Origin of the sequence: Methylorubrum aminovorans, from assembly GCF_022179725.1 — a bacterium.
GTDB lineage: Bacteria > Pseudomonadota > Alphaproteobacteria > Rhizobiales > Beijerinckiaceae > Methylobacterium > Methylobacterium aminovorans.
The window spans coordinates 29,701-46,975 of record NZ_BPRC01000018.1 but is presented as its reverse complement, the minus strand read 5'-3'; the positions used below and the strand labels follow the sequence as shown (position 1 = coordinate 46,975).

The 17,275-nt window shown below is 70.8% G+C and carries 17 protein-coding genes; 4 read left to right on the top strand and 13 right to left on the bottom strand.

The window, feature by feature from the left end; genetic code table 11:
* Positions 1-27: 27 nt before the first annotated feature.
* From MFF24_RS20255 to MFF24_RS20240, 4 genes are read right to left on the bottom strand one after another with little or no spacing between them, the layout of a single operon-like run.
* Positions 28-771: a molybdopterin-dependent oxidoreductase gene (locus MFF24_RS20255; protein ID WP_133091148.1), complete on the bottom strand. Its 744-nt coding sequence runs from the start codon at positions 769-771 to the stop codon at positions 28-30.
* Complete coding sequence (locus MFF24_RS20250) at positions 768-1,493, bottom strand: cytochrome b/b6 domain-containing protein (protein ID WP_238226775.1); 726 nt, start codon at positions 1,491-1,493, stop codon at positions 768-770. Before MFF24_RS20250 ends, MFF24_RS20255 begins: the two co-directional genes overlap by 4 nt.
* The gene (locus MFF24_RS20245) at positions 1,490-2,086 is read right to left on the bottom strand and encodes a class I SAM-dependent methyltransferase (RefSeq protein ID WP_238226773.1); all 597 of its coding nucleotides are present in this window, start codon (positions 2,084-2,086) and stop codon (positions 1,490-1,492) included. The genes MFF24_RS20250 and MFF24_RS20245 overlap by 4 nt, the downstream gene beginning before the upstream one ends.
* Entirely contained in the window at positions 2,083-3,267 is a 1,185-nt protein-coding gene (locus MFF24_RS20240) for an acyl-CoA dehydrogenase family protein (protein ID WP_238226771.1), read from the bottom strand. Before MFF24_RS20240 ends, MFF24_RS20245 begins: the two co-directional genes overlap by 4 nt.
* Positions 3,268-3,541: 274 nt before the next feature.
* Between MFF24_RS20240 and MFF24_RS20235 the strand changes: the two genes are divergently transcribed.
* The 3 genes from MFF24_RS20235 to MFF24_RS20225 are packed head-to-tail and all read left to right on the top strand — an operon-like array spanning position 3,542 to position 4,303.
* Positions 3,542-3,829 carry a hypothetical protein gene (locus tag MFF24_RS20235; protein ID WP_238226769.1) on the top strand — a complete coding sequence of 96 codons (288 nt, stop codon included), beginning with the start codon at positions 3,542-3,544 and terminating at the stop codon, positions 3,827-3,829.
* 18 nt (positions 3,830-3,847) lie between these two features.
* Complete coding sequence (locus tag MFF24_RS20230) at positions 3,848-4,081, top strand: hypothetical protein (protein ID WP_207625260.1); 234 nt, start codon at positions 3,848-3,850, stop codon at positions 4,079-4,081.
* A gap of 3 nt (positions 4,082-4,084) precedes the next feature.
* The gene (locus MFF24_RS20225) at positions 4,085-4,303 is read left to right on the top strand and encodes a hypothetical protein (RefSeq protein ID WP_015824038.1); all 219 of its coding nucleotides are present in this window, start codon (positions 4,085-4,087) and stop codon (positions 4,301-4,303) included.
* Between the two features lie 137 nt (positions 4,304-4,440).
* Here the strand turns inward: MFF24_RS20225 and MFF24_RS20220 are convergent, their stop codons facing one another.
* A complete protein-coding gene (locus MFF24_RS20220; RefSeq protein WP_133091153.1) occupies positions 4,441-5,475 on the bottom strand; it encodes an aldo/keto reductase in 1,035 nt (344 codons plus the stop codon).
* A gap of 316 nt (positions 5,476-5,791) precedes the next feature.
* Here MFF24_RS20220 and MFF24_RS20215 point away from each other — a divergent pair, with 316 nt between their 5' ends.
* Positions 5,792-6,013: a hypothetical protein gene (locus MFF24_RS20215; protein WP_166060477.1), complete on the top strand. Its 222-nt coding sequence runs from the start codon at positions 5,792-5,794 to the stop codon at positions 6,011-6,013.
* A 4-nt stretch (positions 6,014-6,017) separates the two neighbouring features.
* Here MFF24_RS20215 and MFF24_RS20210 read toward each other — a convergent pair whose 3' ends face one another.
* The 8 genes from MFF24_RS20210 to MFF24_RS20175 all read right to left on the bottom strand — a co-directional run bounded on the left by MFF24_RS20210 (position 6,018) and on the right by MFF24_RS20175 (position 17,267).
* The gene (locus MFF24_RS20210; RefSeq protein WP_166060478.1) at positions 6,018-6,617 is read right to left on the bottom strand and encodes a cysteine hydrolase family protein; all 600 of its coding nucleotides are present in this window, start codon (positions 6,615-6,617) and stop codon (positions 6,018-6,020) included.
* A 270-nt stretch (positions 6,618-6,887) separates the two neighbouring features.
* Positions 6,888-8,171: an efflux RND transporter periplasmic adaptor subunit gene (locus MFF24_RS20205; RefSeq protein WP_238226767.1), complete on the bottom strand. Its 1,284-nt coding sequence runs from the start codon at positions 8,169-8,171 to the stop codon at positions 6,888-6,890.
* A gap of 31 nt (positions 8,172-8,202) precedes the next feature.
* Entirely contained in the window at positions 8,203-11,436 is a 3,234-nt protein-coding gene (locus tag MFF24_RS20200; RefSeq protein ID WP_238226765.1) for an efflux RND transporter permease subunit, read from the bottom strand.
* 217 nt (positions 11,437-11,653) lie between these two features.
* Positions 11,654-13,018 carry an NTP/NDP exchange transporter gene (locus MFF24_RS20195; protein WP_238226763.1) on the bottom strand — a complete coding sequence of 455 codons (1,365 nt, stop codon included), beginning with the start codon at positions 13,016-13,018 and terminating at the stop codon, positions 11,654-11,656.
* On the bottom strand, positions 13,015-13,752 hold the full coding sequence (locus MFF24_RS20190; protein WP_238226761.1) for an NADPH-dependent F420 reductase: 738 nt from the start codon (positions 13,750-13,752) through the stop codon (positions 13,015-13,017). Before MFF24_RS20190 ends, MFF24_RS20195 begins: the two co-directional genes overlap by 4 nt.
* The gene (locus tag MFF24_RS20185; protein ID WP_238226759.1) at positions 13,742-14,683 is read right to left on the bottom strand and encodes an aldo/keto reductase; all 942 of its coding nucleotides are present in this window, start codon (positions 14,681-14,683) and stop codon (positions 13,742-13,744) included. Before MFF24_RS20185 ends, MFF24_RS20190 begins: the two co-directional genes overlap by 11 nt.
* A 72-nt stretch (positions 14,684-14,755) precedes the next feature.
* Entirely contained in the window at positions 14,756-15,307 is a 552-nt protein-coding gene (rsmD, locus tag MFF24_RS20180; protein WP_238226757.1) for a 16S rRNA (guanine(966)-N(2))-methyltransferase RsmD, read from the bottom strand.
* A 10-nt stretch (positions 15,308-15,317) separates the two neighbouring features.
* Positions 15,318-17,267: a pseudouridine synthase gene (locus tag MFF24_RS20175; protein ID WP_238226755.1), complete on the bottom strand. Its 1,950-nt coding sequence runs from the start codon at positions 17,265-17,267 to the stop codon at positions 15,318-15,320.
* Between the last annotated feature and the right edge of the window lie 8 nt (positions 17,268-17,275).

Below are 17,275 nucleotides of genomic sequence, written 5' to 3'. Positions count from 1 at the left end.
CACTCGATCAATGAAGCCGGAGCCGTGTCAGATCCCCGCGTACCAGGAGAAGCCCATCTCCGAGACCATGCTGCCCCGGCCCTGGCCGAGGCCGTCGACGCGGTCGGTGGCCTCGATGCTGGCGAGGTATTTCAGCGACTTGTAGCCGAGCTGGCGCTCCACCCGCAGGCGGACCGGCGCGCCGTGGGCCACGGGAAGGTCGCCGCCGTTCATGCCGTAGGCCAGGATCGTCTGCGGGTGCAGGGCGTCGAACAGGTCGTAGGTGTCCCACCAGCCGTCCACGCTGCGGATCACGATGAAGCGCGCCTCGCGCTTCAACCCGACGCTCGCCAGAACATGCGAGAGCGGCACGCCGGTCCAGCCGCCGATCGCCGACCAGCCCTGCTCGCACGCGTGCAGCGTCACCTGCGTGCGGGCCGGCATCGCCTTCAGCTCAGCCAGCGTGAAGGCGGCGGGCCGCTCCACGAGGCCGCTCACCGGCAGGCGCCAGTCGGAGAATCCGACCGCCTTCGAGCGCCGGTAATCGGGGTTGTCCGGATCGGTGGTGTTGATGGTGGGAAACACCGCCGAGATCGCCTCCGGCCCGAATTCCCGCACCAGCGGCTGGTCACGCAGCAGGAAGCGCTGGGTGGCGAGCGTCAGGGTGTCGCTCAGGCCGTAAAGGCCCGAGCGGCGCGGGCCGTTCTCGATCAGCTCGCAGCCGCCGAGCAGGCCGCCGAGGCCGAGTGCCGAGGAGCCGAGGACCAGCCTGCGGCGCGTCAGATCGCTCATCGCACGTCCTCCCCTGATTTCGTTTGACCGGTCTCGGTCCGGGCGGAGCGCCCGGTGATCATACCCCGCATCAGGTCGAGCGGTCCGTTGGCGAGCACCTGCCAGACATGGATGAGAAGAAAGCCGACGAACAGGGCCGCCGACAGGAAGTGGATCGTGCGCGCCGATTGCCGGCCGCCGAACAGGGTGAACAGCTCCGGATAGGCCGCCGTGACGCCGGGCGACATGGTCAGCCCCGAGAGCAGCATCACCGGTGCCAGCACGAGGAGGACGGCGAGATAGGCGAGTTTTTGGAGCACGTTGTAGCGGCGCGCCACGCCCGGCCCCTTGAGATGCAGGTGAGCGCGGATGTCGGCCGCGACGTGCCGGGGGTGGAGCTGGTCGCGGTCGGGCGCCAGGCGGCGCAGGAGGTGCCCGCTCGCGAGTGCGAGAAGGAGATAGAGCGCGCCGTTGAGCACGAAGATCCAGGCGGCGAGAAAGTGGAGGTTGCGGCCCCAGCCGGTCTGTTCGAGGTTCACCGGCAGCGGCAGGACGATCCAGGCCGGGGCGTCGTTGGCGCCGGTCTCGCCCCAGAACAGCCGGGGCAGGGCGAGCAGGATGGCAACCCCGCTGACGAGAAGCGCCCCGAAGGCGCCGGCATTGATCCAGTGGGTCAGGCGCACCCAGAGAGGGTGGCGCCGGACGGCTTTTCCTTGCGCACGCGCTGTCATCGCCGTCGTCATGGCCTGTCCGCCCGACGCAGCACGTCGAGGCGGTAGGCCTCCGTGCGCAAGCCGGGCAGCACCCGGCAGAACGGGGCTGTGCCCGCGATGAAGCCTTCCGCCGCCGCGTCGCCGGAGAGGGGGTAATCCGTCTCGCCGAGCCAGTGCACGAGGACACAGTCGCCCCCCGGCTCCAGGCTCGCCTCCACCCGCGCGACGAGGCGGGCCAGATCCGCCGGGCTCAGGAAGTAGAGCATCTCGCCGAACACGATGAGGTCGAACCGGCCCTCCGGCCAAACTTCCGGCACCGCGCCGCGGACGAAGCGCACCTGCGGGTACTCCGCACAACGCGTCTGTGCGGCGTCGAGGGCCGCCTGCGCGACGTCGAGGGCGGTCAGCGCCCCGCAGCGGGGGGCGAGCGCCCGGGTGAAGACGCCGATGGAGCAGCCGACCTCCAGGGCATTTTCGTAGCGCGTCCGCGGCAGAGCGCGAAGCGTGGCGTCGTACTTCTCGGCCTCGTAGGCGCTGGAGGTGAAGCGCCAGGGATCCGGATCGGAGGCGTAGATCTCCGCGAAATAGCGCTCCGGCAGCGTCTCCGTGCGCCGGCCGCTCATCCCACAGCCTCCGCGTCGCGCGGGAGGGCGACGCCCTCGTCGGACCCCGGATCGGGCCAAAGCGCGTGGAGCGGCTCGCTGGCGGCGAGCGCATGGGCGGCCATGCCGGTCAGGGCAAAATCCGGGGCCGGCTGGCGCAGATAGGTCGCGAGGTCGCGCATCTGGCGCTCCAGGGGGTGGCTCTCGAGGAAGCCTCCAAGCCCTATGGAACGCTGCGCCAAGGCGATCACGTCGAGCCCCGCCTGCTCGACCGCGGCGCGGGCGAGGTTGACGTAGGCGACGACCCGCTCAGGGGAACCGGCTTCCGCGGCGGCGATCCGGGCCGCGCGGGCGACGAGCAGCCGGCTCGTCTCCGCCGCGACCATGGCCTGCCCGAACCGCGCCTGCTGGTGCGGGTCGTCGGCCCGGCCGGTGGCGGCGAGATGCGCCCGGTGCGTCTCGAGCACCGCCTCGATCCCGCCGAGCTGGACCGCCAAGAAGCGCCACGCCCCGGCGAAGAAGAACGGCTGGTGCCCGTAATCGTCGGGCGCGCCGATCACCTCGCCGTCGCCAAGGTGGTCGTCGCCAAGGGCGAGCCCCGAGAAGTCGACCGTGCCGGTGGCCGACGCCCGCATGCCGTGGGCACGCCACGCCGACAGATCGGCCCGTGCGCCCGGTTCGAGGCGCATCACCAGCATCAGCCGGCGCCCATCGCCGATCCGCGCCGTCACGAGCGGGCGGGTGACGAAGCCCGCCCCCGAGGCGTAGCTCTTCGAGCCGTGGAGGCCGCCCGCGCCGTCGAGGACGAGGCCGCCCTCAGCCGGCTCGGTGTTCCACACGCCGAAGAGATGCCCCTGCGCCGCGTCGCGGGCGAGCCGCCGGGCGACGGCGTCGTCGGCGTAGCGCAGCACCAGGGCGAGCGCGTTGACATGCCCTTCGTAGAGGCGCCCGACCGCAAGGTCGTCGCGGCCGATCTCCGTCAGCAGCCCCCGAAGCGCATCGACCCGGCCCGGCTCGCACAGGCCGCGCCCGCCGAGCGCCGCGGGCAGGGGAGCGGCCAGAAGCCCGGACCGGCGCAGCCGGGCGATGGCCCGGGTGGGAAAGCCGCCATGCGTGTCCTCCGCCCCATCGCCCAGCCCACCGCACAGTCCGTCGTCGGGTGCCGGAGGCCGAGCGAGGGGAAGAAGCGCGTGGGGTGGCAAGAGCGGCTCAGGGTTCGAGACGAAACGGGAACGATGCGTCCGACGGCAGCGGCGCTCAGGCGGGCAGCGTCGGTCCGCGGGCGGAGGCCGCACGTCTCCTGAGAGAGATGCGGCAACATAGATTAGAGCGCCGACGCCGTCTTCCCATGCGGTGCGGTTGCGGCAGATTGGATCCGTCACCAAGCGCGGGCGGCGGAACCGCGGGGCGCATTCCCGGCGTTCAAGCCTTCAGCCGGACGAGGGACGCGGCTCGAAGCAGCATCCGGAGAGGACGATGGCGGAAGACACCGAGCGGCTCGGCCTTCTCGTGAGCGTGTTCGAGCTGGCGCTCGGCCGCCTGTTCGAGGCGAGCCCGGGGGGCGGGCAGGCGCGCGACCTGTTCGTCGAGGACGTGCGGCGGCTCCTCGCCGAGACCCGCGCGCTTCAGGGCGATTCCCCGGCGGTACAGACCTACGAGGCACTGCTGCGGCGCCTCGGTGCCACCCGCCCCGGCGACGCGGATGGGCTTGGCGTCGTGCCGACGCCGGAGCAGGGCGTGCCGCCGGTCGGGTCGGGCGTGTAGGGGAGGGAGGGCGACAGCGTGAGCGACACCGAACACGACGATTCCTCCGGCGAGCCGAAGCTCGCCGGCATCCTGACCTTCCCGCCGGAGGTCGTGGCGGCGCTGGACGAGCATTGCGCGGTCGAGCGCCTGCCGCGGGACCGGGCGATCTGCGAGATCGTCGCCGAGTATCTGCGCTTCAAGGGCTATCTGCGGGCGCGTCCGGTGCGCGCGCACCACGCGCCCCAGGGCGAGCAGCCGGAGGGTCATTAGACGATGGCGACCTCGTTCAAGGGCCTGTTCCTGTGCCCACCGAAGCAGCCGCGCCCGAGCCATGTCCGGGTTCAGGACGGGGAGGGCGGCGAGACGACCCTGCCCCTGGAGGAGTACGAGGCCCGCGCCGGCCAGCCGCCTTGGCAGAGCCTGCCCTGGGAGGGCGAGGCCGGCCCGGTTCCGGACGACGGCGACAAGCACGGCCCCGAGATCAGCATGTGAAGGCGACTCGGCCCGAGCGGTCGAGCACCGTTGTCATTGCGAGGCGGAGCCGAAGCAATCCAGGGCGCCGCCCTTTCCGAAAAGGTCGCGCTCTGGATCGCTTCGCTGCCGCTCGCGATGACGGAGTCCGGATCGCCTCACCACGCCGTCGGCTTGGGGTTCCTCTCGTCGAATCCGATCTGGTGCCAGTAGGGATAGATCGGGTGCTCGCGGCTCGCCGCGTCGAGGCGGGCGATCTGGTCCTGGCTGAGCGACCAGCCGACCGCGCCGAGATTCTGCTTCAACTGCTCCTCGTTGCGGGCGCCGACGACGATATTGCACACGGTCGGGCGGCTGAGCAGCCAGTTCAGCGCCACCTGCGGCACGGTCTTGCCGGTCTCGGCGGCGACCGCGTCGAGGGCGTCCACCACGTCGTAGAGGTAGTCGTCGGAGACGGTGGGACCGCCCTCCGCGCCACCCGCGGTGGCAAGCCGCCCGCCCGAGGCCGCCTGCCCGCGCCGGATCTTGCCCGTGAGCCGGCCCCAGCCGAGCGGGCTCCACACCATCAGGCCGACGCCCTGGTCGAGGCCGAGCGGCATCAGTTCCCACTCGTAATGACGGCCGATCAGCGAGTAGTAGCCCTGATAGACGACGTAGCGGGCCAGCCCCTCCTTCTCCGAGGTCGCCAGCGCCTTCATCAATTGCCAGCCGGAGAAGTTCGAGGCGCCGATATAGCCGATCTTGCCCGCACGGGTGAGGTCGTCGAGGGCCCGCAGGGTCTCCTCGACGGGGGTCAGCGCGTCGAAGCCGTGCATGAAGTAGACGTCGATATGGTCGGTACCGAGCCGCTTCAGGCTGGCCTCGCAGGCGCGGATCAGGTGATGGCGCGACGAGCCGACCGCGTTGACGTCCTCGCCCACCCGGAAGGTCGCCTTGGTGGAGATCAGCAGCCGGTCGCGGCGGCCCTTGATCGCCTCGCCGAGGATCTTTTCGGAGTCGCCGCTCGAATAGAGGTCGGCGGTGTCGATGAAGTTGACGCCCGCATCGAGGCAGACGTCGATCAGGCGGCTCGCCTCCGCCACGTCGGTGCTGCCCCAGTTCTGGAAGAACGCGTCCGTGCCGCCGAAGGTGGCGGCGCCGAGGCTGAGCACCGGCACCTTGAGGCCCGAGCGTCCGAACTGCCGGTATTCCATGGAATCACTCCGCTGTGGCTGTCGGGAAGCGGCCTGCCGAGAGACCGCCCGCCGCCGTGTTGAGGGGCCGGGCGTGGTCCGGCAACGCACCGGACCGGGTGGCCACCCTGCGGGGCGCGAATGGCGCCGCTGCCATCATACCGCCATCGGGCGCCCGCGGTTCCGCCACCGAAAGGGACAGCTTCCGCAAAGACTTCGTCAACCAAGAGCCACTATTAAAGCTCAAGTTTTAGGAACCCAAATCCCGACTGCCTCTTCTTTCATCACATCCGGCGGCACCCTCGCCGACCGGTCACAGCATTGGGAATGTTGCCCCGTGAGTTTCACCGTCAGCGCCGGCACCGCGTCGCGGACCTATTCCTGGCAGCACGGCTCGCTGCTGAGCGCCCTGGAGCAGGGCCTGTCGCTGACCACCTCCGGCCTGGATGATGTCCGCATCGTCGATTCGGAGGGCCGCAGCCACAGCCCCGCCGCGCTCTACCAGCGCGTCTTCGGCGGGCCGGCGGTGGAAGAGGCCGCGCAGCCCCGCGCGGCCTGATCACTCACTCGCGGATCGCCGCCGCGTCCGGCGCCACCACTGCGAACAGGTCGCTCAGTGCCGCGAGGCTCGCGGCCTGGAGCGCGGCCGCCGGGACGGTCGTGCCGTCCGGCCCCGGCAGGGCGCGGGTCGCGGTGGCCGCGGCCACGACCGTCGGGCGGAAGCCGAGGTTGAAGGCGCCCCGCGCGGTCGAGTTCACGCACATATGCGTCATGAAGCCGGCCAGGATCACGTCCTTGACTCCGGCCTGCTCCAACTGCGCCTGAAGGTCGGTGCCGACGAAGGAACTCGGGTAGGCCTTGGTGATGACCGGCTCCCCGTCCCGCGGCGCGACCTCGTCGCTGATCTGGCCGATGGGCGCGGTGACGTCGTAGGGCGAGCCCGGTCCGGCATCGTGGCGCACGTGGAAGACCGGGATGCCCGCATTCCGCGCCCGCTCCAGCAGGATCTTGGCCTCGCGGATCGCCGGCTCGACGCCTTCCAAGCGCATCACGCCCTCGCGGTAGGTGTTCTGCAGGTCGATCATCACCAGACCTGAGCCCGAGAGGGCGGCGGGCTCCGGCGGCAGACCGGACAGGCTGCGAAGCGTCTTGAGGTCGGTCATGGGTGGCCCTTGTGGTGGGATGCGTTTCCGAGCGGGATGTGAGCCGAGCGAGGCCGCCAGCGCAACCTGCTGAAAGGTCCAACGGGTCGGGCAGGGTCGATCCCACCCACCACCTCATCCTGCGGTGCCCGCGCCAGCGGGCTTTGACGGATCCTCCAGGGGTCGCGCGACGACGGGAGGATCCTTCGAGGCCTCCGCTTCGCGTCGGCACCTCAGGATGAGGGCGCGGGTTGAGATTGCGCGATGGCCTTCAGCGCTGCGCGATGGCCTTCAGCGCTGCGCGGCTTGCATCGGCTTGTCCGATTTCGGCTGGGGGGCGATGCGCCCACCGTCCTTGAGGTCGGCGGGGGGACTCAGCACGAGGCGCTCGCCGCCCGAGAGGCCCTTGTCGACCTCGACCAACGTGCCCTTGTCGCGGGCGATGTGGACCTCGGTCCAGGTCACGCGATCGTCGGCGCCGGCGACCGCAACGCGGGTGCCGGACTGGTTGAACACCAGGGCCTCGGCCGGCACCGCCACCGTGGTGCCGCCGGTGCGGGGGATCGCCAGCGTCACGTAGACGTAGAGGCCCGGCCGCAGGGTGCGGTCGGGGTTCGGCACGTCGACCTGCGTCGTGAGCGTGCGCGAGGCGGCGAGCAGCGCCACCGAACTGCGCTCGACCTCGCCGGAGAAGCTGCGGTCGGGCATCTGCGGCACCTTGATCCGGGCGGAGATGCCGGGCTGAACGCCGACCGCCGCGTTCTGCGGCACGTTGACCGAGATGCGCAGCACGTCGTCCCGGTCCATCGACAGGAGCGGCGTGCCGGAGCCCGCATCGGCCTGGACGAGGTCGCCGACATCGACGTTGCGGGTCGTCACCACCCCGTCGAAGGGCGCGGTGACGATCTCGAAACCGGTCAGCGCCTTCAGCCGCCCCACGGTGGCCTGCTGCGCCTTGATGTTGGCTTGCGCCACCTTCACGTCGGCCTCCGCCGAGGCGAGGTTGGCGGCCTGCGAGAGCACGCCGGCCTGGGTGTTGTCAGCGTTCTGCTTCGAGGCCCAGCCCTGGCCGGCGAGCGTCGAGGTGCGCGAGTTGGTGGCCTGAGCGAGGTTCACGTTGGCCTTGGCCTGATCGACCATGGCCCTAGCCCGCAGGAGCTGCGCTTCGAGCTGGCCGAGCTGCGCCTCGGCCTGAGCGAGTTGCTGGTCGAGGTCGGGGGCGGCGATGCGCAGGAGCACGTCGCCCTTCTTCACCCGCGAGCCGAGATCGACGTGGCGCTCGGCGATGTAGCCGGTGGCGCGGGCGTAGATGCGCGCCGTAGCGAAGGGTTCGGTCTGGCCCGGCAGGGTCAGCTCGATCGGCCCGTCGAGGCGCTTGGCCTCCTCGGTGCGCACTTTCGGCACGAAGTCCATCTGCTTGGTCCGCGTCGCCTCGGCCCGGGCCGCGCGCTGCCAATGGCCGTAGCCGCCGTAAGTCAGCAGGCCCAGCGCGATCAGCCCGGCCAGCACGAAGCCGCCCTTGCCCGGCGGCGGCGGGATTCTTGTGTCTTCGCCTGTCCGGCCGGGCTCGCTCACGGGACGATCCTTCGCAGATTACGGACGGGCATCAGACGTAATCCTCAAGCGGCTTGGCCTCGCCCCGCCGCAGCAGGCTGTAGAGGAACGGCACGAACAGCAGCGTCGAAGGCGTGCCGAGCGCGAGGCCGCCCATCACGGCACGCGCCAGCGCCGCGTTCTGCTCACCCCCTTCGCCCGTGCCGAGCGCCATCGGCACCAGCCCGAGGAACATCGCGCTCGCGGTCATCAAGACGGGCCGCAGGCGCGTCTCGCCCGCGACGATCGCCGCCTCGCGGGCCGAACAGCCCGTCGCCTCTCGATGTTCCTTGGCGAAGGTGACGAGCAGGATCGAGTTGGCCGAGGCGATGCCCACCGACATGATCGCCCCGAACAGCGAGGGAATCGAGAAGGCGGTGCCGGTGATGAACAGGCTCGCGACGATGCCGCAGAACGCGACGGGCAAGGCGGCCAGCACCACGAAGGGGTCGCCCCAGCTCTGGTAGTTCACCGCCATCAGGAGGTAGACCGCGACGATCGCGATGCCGAGGCCGATCCCGAGCCGGAAGAAGGCGGCGCGCATGTTCTCGATCTGCCCGCGCACGCTGATCTTGTCCGGTGCCGGCAGCGTCTTCTGCTCCTCGGCCACGATCTTATCGATGTCGCGGGCGACCGAGCCGAGGTCGCGGTCCTGCACCGCGGCGTAGACGTTGAAGGTCGGCTGCGTGTTGACGTGGTTGATCACCGTCTGCGTCGGCTGGCGGGTGATCGTGGCGATGCTCGACAGCAGCGTCAGCGCGCCGGGGCCGTTGCCGGTGGCGCTGGCGCGGGCAAACAGCGGGGTGTTCTGCAGGGCGGTCAGCGAGGCGTTGCGGTATTCCGGCGTCTGGACCCAGAGCTGGTAGGGGATGCCGGTCTTCGGGTCGGTCCAGAAGTTCGGGTTCACCTGGAAGGAGCCCGACAGGGACACGTTGAGGCTTTGCGCAACCTGCTGCTGGGTCAGGCCGAGTTCGGCCGCGAGCCGCCGGTCGACATCGACGAAGAATTGCGGCGTGTCGACGATCTGGTGCAGGTGCACGTCGACGAGGCCGGGCGTCTCCTTCAGCCGCGCCTCAATCCGCCGGGCGGCCTCCAGATCCTTCACCGTGTTGCGGCCCGAGACCTGCACGTCGATCTGGGCGATGACACCGAAATTGAGGATCTGGGTGATGATGTCCGAGGGCTGGAAATAGACGATCATGTCGGGGAAGCGCTCGCGCAGGATCTCGCGCAGGCGGCGCTGGTACTCGGCGACGGGTCCGTGCTCGTCCTTCAAATCGATCAGCATCTGCCCGTCGTTGTAGGAGACGAACGAACCGTCGGAGAAGGCGAAGTTGTAGTTGTTCGAGGGCAAGCCGATGTTGTCGAGGATCTGGTCGATCTCGTCCTCCGGGATCACCTCGCGCACCACCTTCTCGACCGCCGCGAAGGTCTGCTCGGCGGTCTCGATGCGCATGCCGGGGCGGGTGCGCAGGTGCATCGTCATCTGGCTCGATTCGACCTGCGGGAAGTAGTCCTGGCCCGTGAAGACGAAGAGTCCGCCGGTGCCGGCGAACAGCAGGGCGACGGTCGCCACCGTCAGGACGGGATGGCGCAGCACCGCGTGGAGCAGCCCGACATAGCCGCGGTGGAACCGCTCGAACCGCGCCTCGAAACCGCGGCGGAAGGCGCCGGCCAGCCGGAAGACAGGGGAGAGCAGCCAGACGAGCGCCCGCTCGATCCGGCCGCGGCGCGGGGCGTCGCCCTCGCCGCCGTGGTGCTGGACGTATTCGCGTGCCACCAGCACGTCGATCAGCACCGGCACCAGGGTGCGGGTGAGCAGGTAGGAGGTCAGCATCGCGAACACGACCGCGAGCGCCTGCGGCGTGAACAGGTATTTCGGGGTGTCGGTGAGCGCGAAGACCGAGACGAAGGCGGCGCAGATCGAGAGCGTCGAGATCAACGCCGGCTTGGCGATGCCCGCCGCGCCCTCGACCACGGCGTTGCGGAACGGCTTGCCCTCCTCGAACAGGCGGTAGGTGTTCTCGATCGCCACCGTCACGTCGTCGACGAGGATGCCGACGGCGAGCGCCAGCCCGCCGAGCGTCATCACGTTGATGGTGTGGCCGAGGGCGGCGAGCAGCGCCAGCGAGGTCATCAGGCAGAGCGGGATCGAGACGAGCACGATCAGGGTCGAGCGCCACGAGCCGAGGAAGAGCAGGATGGTCAGGCCGGTGAGGCAGGCGGCGATGACGGCCTCGTGCCACACGCCCTCGATCGCGTTCGAGACGAAGACCGACTGGTCGAAGAGCGGCTTGATCTCCATGCCCTCGGGGGCCGCCGCGCGGATGTCGGGGAGCGCCGCCTTGACGTTGTTGACGACGTCCAGCGTCGAGGCGGTGCCGTTCTTGAGCACACGCATCAGCACGGAGGCGGCCCCGTCGGCCCGCACCACGTTGACCTGCGGCGGGCCGCCGTCGCGGACATAGGCCACGTCGCGCACCAGCACCGGCTGCCCAGAGACCACCTTGATCGGGATCTCGTTGAGCGCCGCGATCGCGTCCGGCGTCGCGTTCATCTGCACCGGGTATTGCTGCTCGCCGATCTTGGTCAGACCCGAGGGGATCGTGAGGTTCTGCGAGGTGATCGCGTTGGTGACCTCCAGCGGCGTCATCCCGAGCGCCTGGAGCGCGTGGAGGTCGAGATCGACCATCACCTGCCGCGGCGCGCCGCCGAACGGGGAGGGCAGGGTCGAACCCGGCACCTGGGTCAGGCGCTGGCGGATGCGGTACTGGGCGTAGTCGTAGACCTTGTTGAGGCTGTCCTTGGTCGAGGTGAGCGCGAGTTGGATCACCGGCACCGAGGAGGCGGAGAAGCGCACGATGACCGGCGGCTGCACGCCGGGCGGCATCAGCGCGCGGATTGAGTTCGTGGAGGAGACGACCTGGGCGATGGCGAGATCGATGCTGACACTCTGGTCGAAATAGATCTTCATCACCGACGTGCCTTGCAGGCTCGTCGATTCCATCCGGGCGATATTGTTGACGTTGTTGGAGATTCCGAACTCGGAATAGGTCGTGATCCGCTTCTCCATCTCCGGCGCGGACAGGCCCGTATAGGTCCAGACCACCACGACGACGGGGATGTCGACCGCCGGCAGCACGTCCTTCGGCGTCACGACGATGGCGCTGACGCCGCCGAGCATCATCAGCACGGCAAGCACGTAGGTCGTGATGCGGAACTTGAGGGCGTACTGGACGAGTCCCATGGGTCTCCGGTCGATGTCCGGTAAGCCTGCCGGGGCCGCGGGCGGGGTCAGGCCGGCGGATACCGCACGGCCACTGTTTCTGTTCTATGTCCGATTGCGTCTCAAAACACAGGCGTGCCGCGATGCCGCATCGCGGCCCGTCCCCAGGCGATCAGGCGGACTCATCGGGCCGGCGAAGACTGTCGAATTCGAAAAATAACCTTTGCAATGATGGCCATCAGCCCGCTGGACGCGCGGCCGGCGCCGGGTCCGGCTCGTCCTCCATCCGTTCCATCTCCCGCTGCGCCTGCCGCCGCACCTGCGCCCGTCCGAGCCAGAGCGCGTTGAGGAGCCACGCGGCCGAGAGCGGCACCGCCACCACCGCCGCGGCGTGGCCGCCGAAGCCGAGTGCGGAGAGCCCGGTATAGGACCACGCGCCGACCTGGTCGCCAAGGCGGTAGACCACCGTGTCGATGAAGCTTTTCGCCTTGTAGCGGTCCTCGCGCGGCACCACCGTGAACAACACCTCGCGCACCGGGCGGGCGATGGCGAAGTTGCCCGCGCGGCGCAGCACATAGATCAAAACCACCGAGGCGACCGTCGGCGAAAGCGCCAGCGCCGCGAAACCGACGATGCTCGCCGCCGGCAGCAGCGCGAGCGTCACGCCGACGCCGAGCCGGCGCGTGATGCGCCCCGTGAGGAAAAGCTGCACGCCGAGCGTCAGCACGTTCACGGCGAGGTCGACACTGGCGAAGAAGGCGGTCTGCGCGCCGCGATTGGGGAAGTTGTTTTTGGCCACCGCCGCCTGCTCGAAATACAGGAAGGTCGCAGTGACCGAGAACAGCGCCAGGAACAGCGCGATGTTGAGGAGGTAGGGCGAGGTGGCGGTGCGCCGGATGCCCGCCCAGACATCGCCGCCGATCACGTCGCCCGCGCGCGACTCCTCCGGCACCGCGTGGAGCCGCCCGATCAGGCGCGCGAGCCCCCGCATGGCGAACACCGCCGCCTCCAGGAGCACGGCGGCGGCGATGAGCAGCGCCCAGGTCGGCACATCACGCGCGAGCGTCGCCGTCACCGCCGAGCCGCAGATGGCGCCGAGCGTGGCGCCCGCGGCGATGAAGCCGAACAGGCGCTTGCCCTGCTCGGTGGAGAACACGTCCACCACCGTGGCCCAGAAGATCGAGACCACGAACAGGTTGAAGATCGAGAGCCAGACGAAGAAGGCCCGCCCGACCCAGAGAGCGGTCTCGCCCTCCGTGCTCGCGATCAGAGCGGCGAAGATCAGGATGTTGAGGATGAAGAAGCGGTAGGTGAGGGGCACGAACCGCGCCCGCGGCAGGCGTTTGACCAGCCACGCGAAGGGCAGGTTCAGCGCCAGCATGCCGATGAGCGTGGCCAGGAACAGCCAGGGCAGGTTTTCGAGCCCGCCCGCCACGCCCATCTGGTCGCGGATCGGGCGCAGCACGTAGTAGCTCGCCAGAAGAGCGAAGATGTAGGCCCAGGACCACGCCAGCGCCGGCCCCTCGCCCGGCCGCACATCGACGAGGCGCGCGAGGCGGTCCGAGAGCGAAGAGCCCGAAGACGAGGCCGGGGCCTCGCTCAAGGCTTCACCCCGAGCTTCTGCTTCAGTTCTGGCGCCGAGAGATCGTGCCCGAAGCCGGGCGAGCCCATGGCGAAGGTGTCGGCTGCCTTCAGTTCGCCGACGACCACGGGGTCGAAGCCGGCATCCGAGACCAGGGTGCGGGCGGTCTCCAGCGCCTTCGGGTCGTTGCCGGCGATCGGCACCGCCATGCGCGGCTCGGGCCGGCCGGCGTTCTTCTGGAAGACCCGGTAGTTCGCCGCGTTGAAGGCGCGCACCACCTGCGCACCGGCCAGGTACTTGGCGGATGTGGCGCCGATGCCGTCGCGCTCGACCTCATCGGCGACGGCCCCGTCGCGGGCCTTCACCGCATTGCCGGCATCGATCACCACCTTGCCCTTGAGGCCAGCGGCGTGCTCACGCCCCAGCTCCGGATAGGCCTTGTAGGGCACTGCGATCAGCACGGCGTTGCCGAAGGCGATCGCTTCCGCCGGGGTGCCGGTCCGCGATTGGGGCCCGAGTTCTTCCACGAGCGCCTTCAACTGCTCCGGATGGCGGGAGGCGAAGAACACCTCGTAACCCGCCTTGATCCAGAGCCGGCCGAGCGTGCTGCCGATATTGCCCGCTCCGATGATCCCGATCCTTTTGGGATTTTCGGATTGCGCGAGAGCGGGCAGGGCCGGAAGCAGAAGCGTGCCGGCCAGCAGCGCCAGCACCCCGCGCCGAACGGACGACATCCCGAAAAAGTCAGACCGCATCGATGAAGGCCTCCATCTTGCGCCGCTCGGCGGCATCCGGCAGCCGCCCGGTCGCAGCGGCCAAATTGTCCTCGACATAGACCACCTTCGCCATGCCGGGGATCGGGCAGGTGACGGCCTCGTTGGCGAGCACGTATTTGAGGAAGAACTGCGCCCAGCTCTTGCAGCCGAATTCGGCGGCGAAATCGGGCAGGGGCTTGTCCTTCACCGCCTTGAACAGACGGTCGCGGCCGAAGGGCACGTTGACCATCACCGCCACGCCGCGCTCGACCGCCAGCGGCAGGATGCGCTCGGCCGCCGCCCGGCTGTCGAGGGCGTAGTTCACCTGCAAGAAGTCGAGTTTCTCCCGCTTCATCACCGTCTCGAGCTCGGGGAACTGCTCGTCGCGCCAGACCGTGACGCCGACGTAGCGGATGCGGCCCTTCTCCTTGAGCGCGCGCAGGACGGCGAGGTTGGTCTCCGTGTCGATCAGGTTGTGCACGGCGATGAGGTCGATCTTGTCCGTGCGCAGGCGCTGGAACGAGCGCTCGGTCTCGGCCTCCGCCGCCGCCCGGCCGCGGGACGCGACCTTGGTGGCGAGAAAGACCTTTTCGCGCAGGCCCTGGAGGATGAGGCCGAGGACGTCCTCGGCCGAGCCGTAGCTCGGGGCGGTGTCGATCACCCGGCCGCCGAGCGCCACGAAGCGCTCCACCGCCTCGCGCAAGGGGGCGGTGGCCTCGGGCGTCACCGCCACCTCGTAGCGGCGCGAGGTGCCGATGCCCATCGCCGGCAAACGCTCGCCGGAGGAGGGGATCGGCCGGGTGATCAGGGCGTCGGCGGCATGGGCCGGGCGCAGCAGGGCCGGGGCGAGCCCGGCTCCGGCGAGGGCGGCGGCGCCCTGCAGGAGGGTTCGGCGGGAAAGTGGAGGGATGGGCGGCAGGACGGGCGGCATGGGCGCGGGCCTCCTTCGCGGACGGGCGTGGCCCGAGCGAGATAGGGCAACCTCAACGCATCGGCGAAGGGATCATTCCCCGAAGCGGCCGAACGTCACCGCCGTCTCGCCGTAGCTGCGCCGCTCCAGCTCGGCGAAACCGGGCGGTAGGACAGGGCCGGCCTCGGCGGCCTCCTCGACCAGAACCAGCGCGCCGGGGCTGAGCCAGCCGCCGGCTGCCGCCGCGGCGAGCGCCGCGGGGGCGAGGTTCTTCCGGTAGGGCGGATCGCAGAAGACGAGGGAGGCGGCCTCCGGGGCGGGTCCGAGCCGGGTCGCGTCGCGCTGGATCAACCGGGCGCGGTCCCCGCAATCGAGCGCGGCGATGCCCTCCCGGATCAGCGCGCCGGCCTGGCGCCCCTCATCCACGAAGACGGCGCGCGCCGCGCCGCGGGAGAGCGCCTCGAAGCCGAGCGCGCCGGTGCCCGCGAACAGATCGAGCACCACCGCGCCCTCGACCGCGTCGTCGTAGGCGTGGGCCAGGACGTTGAACAGGGCCTCGCGCAGGCGGTCGGAGGTCGGGCGGATGCCCTCCGCCTTCGGCCCGGCGAGCCGGCGCCCGCGCCATTCGCCGCCGACGATCCGCACGGGTTAGACCCTAGGCGTCGCCGCGCGGCGGACGGCCGGGACGACCGCCTCCGCGCGGCCCCGGCTTGCCACCGCCGGGACGGCCACCGGCACCGCCGGGCTTTCCGCCGGGACGCCCGCCCCCCGGTCGTCCGCCGGGCTTGAAGTCTCCCCGCGGGCCGCCCCTGGGCGCTCCCTTGGGACCGCCTTTGAAGTCGCCTCTGGCCCCGTCGCGGGCGCCGCCCTTGAAGCCGGGCTTGCCGCCCGGACCGGCACCCGGCCCCTTGCGGAAACCGCCGCCCTCGCCGCGCGGCGGGCGGGCGGGCCGCTCGCTCTCGGCGGCGCGGGGTCGGTCGCGCGGGGGGCCGCGGCGCTCCGGCGCGCCCCCCTCGGCGGGACGCTCCCGGCGGGGCGCACCCTCGCCGCGGTCGCGCGAGGGGCGGCCCTCGCTCCGCTCCCGGAACGGACGGCCCTCGGCTTGGCGCTCGGTCTGGCGCTCGCGCGGCGGGCCACGCCGCTCGGGCGAGCCGGCCGCCCCGGCCTCGTGGCGGCGGGGACGGGCATCGCCTGTCGGCGCGTCTCGGCGCGGCCGATCCTCGCGCCGATCGTCGCGGCTGCGTTCTTGGTAGCCGCGCTCCTGCTGGGGGCGCTCCTGGTAAGAACGCTCTTGGTAAGAACGCTCTGGGCGGGGGCGCTCTTGGCGGGGACGCTCCTGCGGCTCGGGCCGCTCCTCCTCCCTACGGAAGCGGACCCGGCGATGCGGCTCGGGGGCGGGAGTCTCCGGCGTCGGCTGGAGCCGCTCGACCAGCACCCGGCGCTCGCCGGCCGCCTGGATCGCGCCGACCCGCTCGCGGCCGCGCTCGGCCGCCGCCGCGCGGGCGGTCTTCGGGTCCATGCCCCGGCGCGGCACCTTGCTCGCGCGCGGACGGGTCTCGTCGTCGGCCCGCCACACGGTCGGCGAGGGTGCCCGCGGGGCCGGGCGCGCGGCGGCGCGCGGGGCGGCAGGGCGCGCGGGATCGCGCGGCGGACGGACGGCCGCTCCGCCGCGGGCACCCGAGCGCGGCTCCGACCGCTCCTGGTCGCGGCCCTCGTCGCGGGCACCCGGACGGCCCCGCCCGGCGGGTGAAGCGGCCTTCGTCGCCTTGGGGCTTCCGAACGGGGCGATGGCCTCGCGCACCGGGCTCTCGAAATCGACGCCGGCCTGCTCGGCGAGGCTCTTTCCGAGCTGCTCCTTCAGCACCTTGGTGCGGATCTCCTCGACCAGACCGACTTCGAGGTCGCCGAGCTGGAACGGCCCGAACGAGAGCCGGATCAGCCGGTTCACGGAGAGGCCGAGATGTTCGAGGATGCGCTTGACCTCGCGGTTCTTGCCCTCGCGCAGGCCGAGGGTGAGCCAGAGGTTGTCGCCCTGGACCCGGTCGAGGGTGGCCTCGACGGGGCCGTATTCCATGCCGTCGACGGTGACGCCCTTCTTGAGCCGGTCGAGATCGGCCTGGGTGATGTCGCCGAAGGCGCGCACCCGGTAGCGGCGCAGCCAGCCGGTATCGGGATGGGCGATCACCTTGGCCAGCCCACCGTCGTTGGTGAGCAGCAGCAGACCCTCGGTGTTGATGTCGAGCCGGCCGATGGCGACGACCCGCGGCAGGTCGTCGGGCAACCCGTCGAACACCGTCTGGCGCCCTTCCGGATCGCGGGCGGTGGTGACGACGCCGCGCGGCTTGTGCAGCAGCCACAACCGGGTGCGCTCGCGGACGGGCAGGGGCTCGCCGTCGATCGTGATGCGGTCGGCGTCGGTGACGTTGATCGCCGGCGAGGTCAGGACCTTGCCGTTGAGGGTGACGCGGCCGGCCTCGATCATCGCCTCGGCGTCGCGGCGGGAGGCGATGCCGGCGCGGGCGATGGTCTTGGCGATGCGCTCGCCCTCGGGCGCGGCGGCTTGGTCCGCGGGTACGGCCGGGGAGGGGTCTGGATTGTCGGTCATCCGCGCCC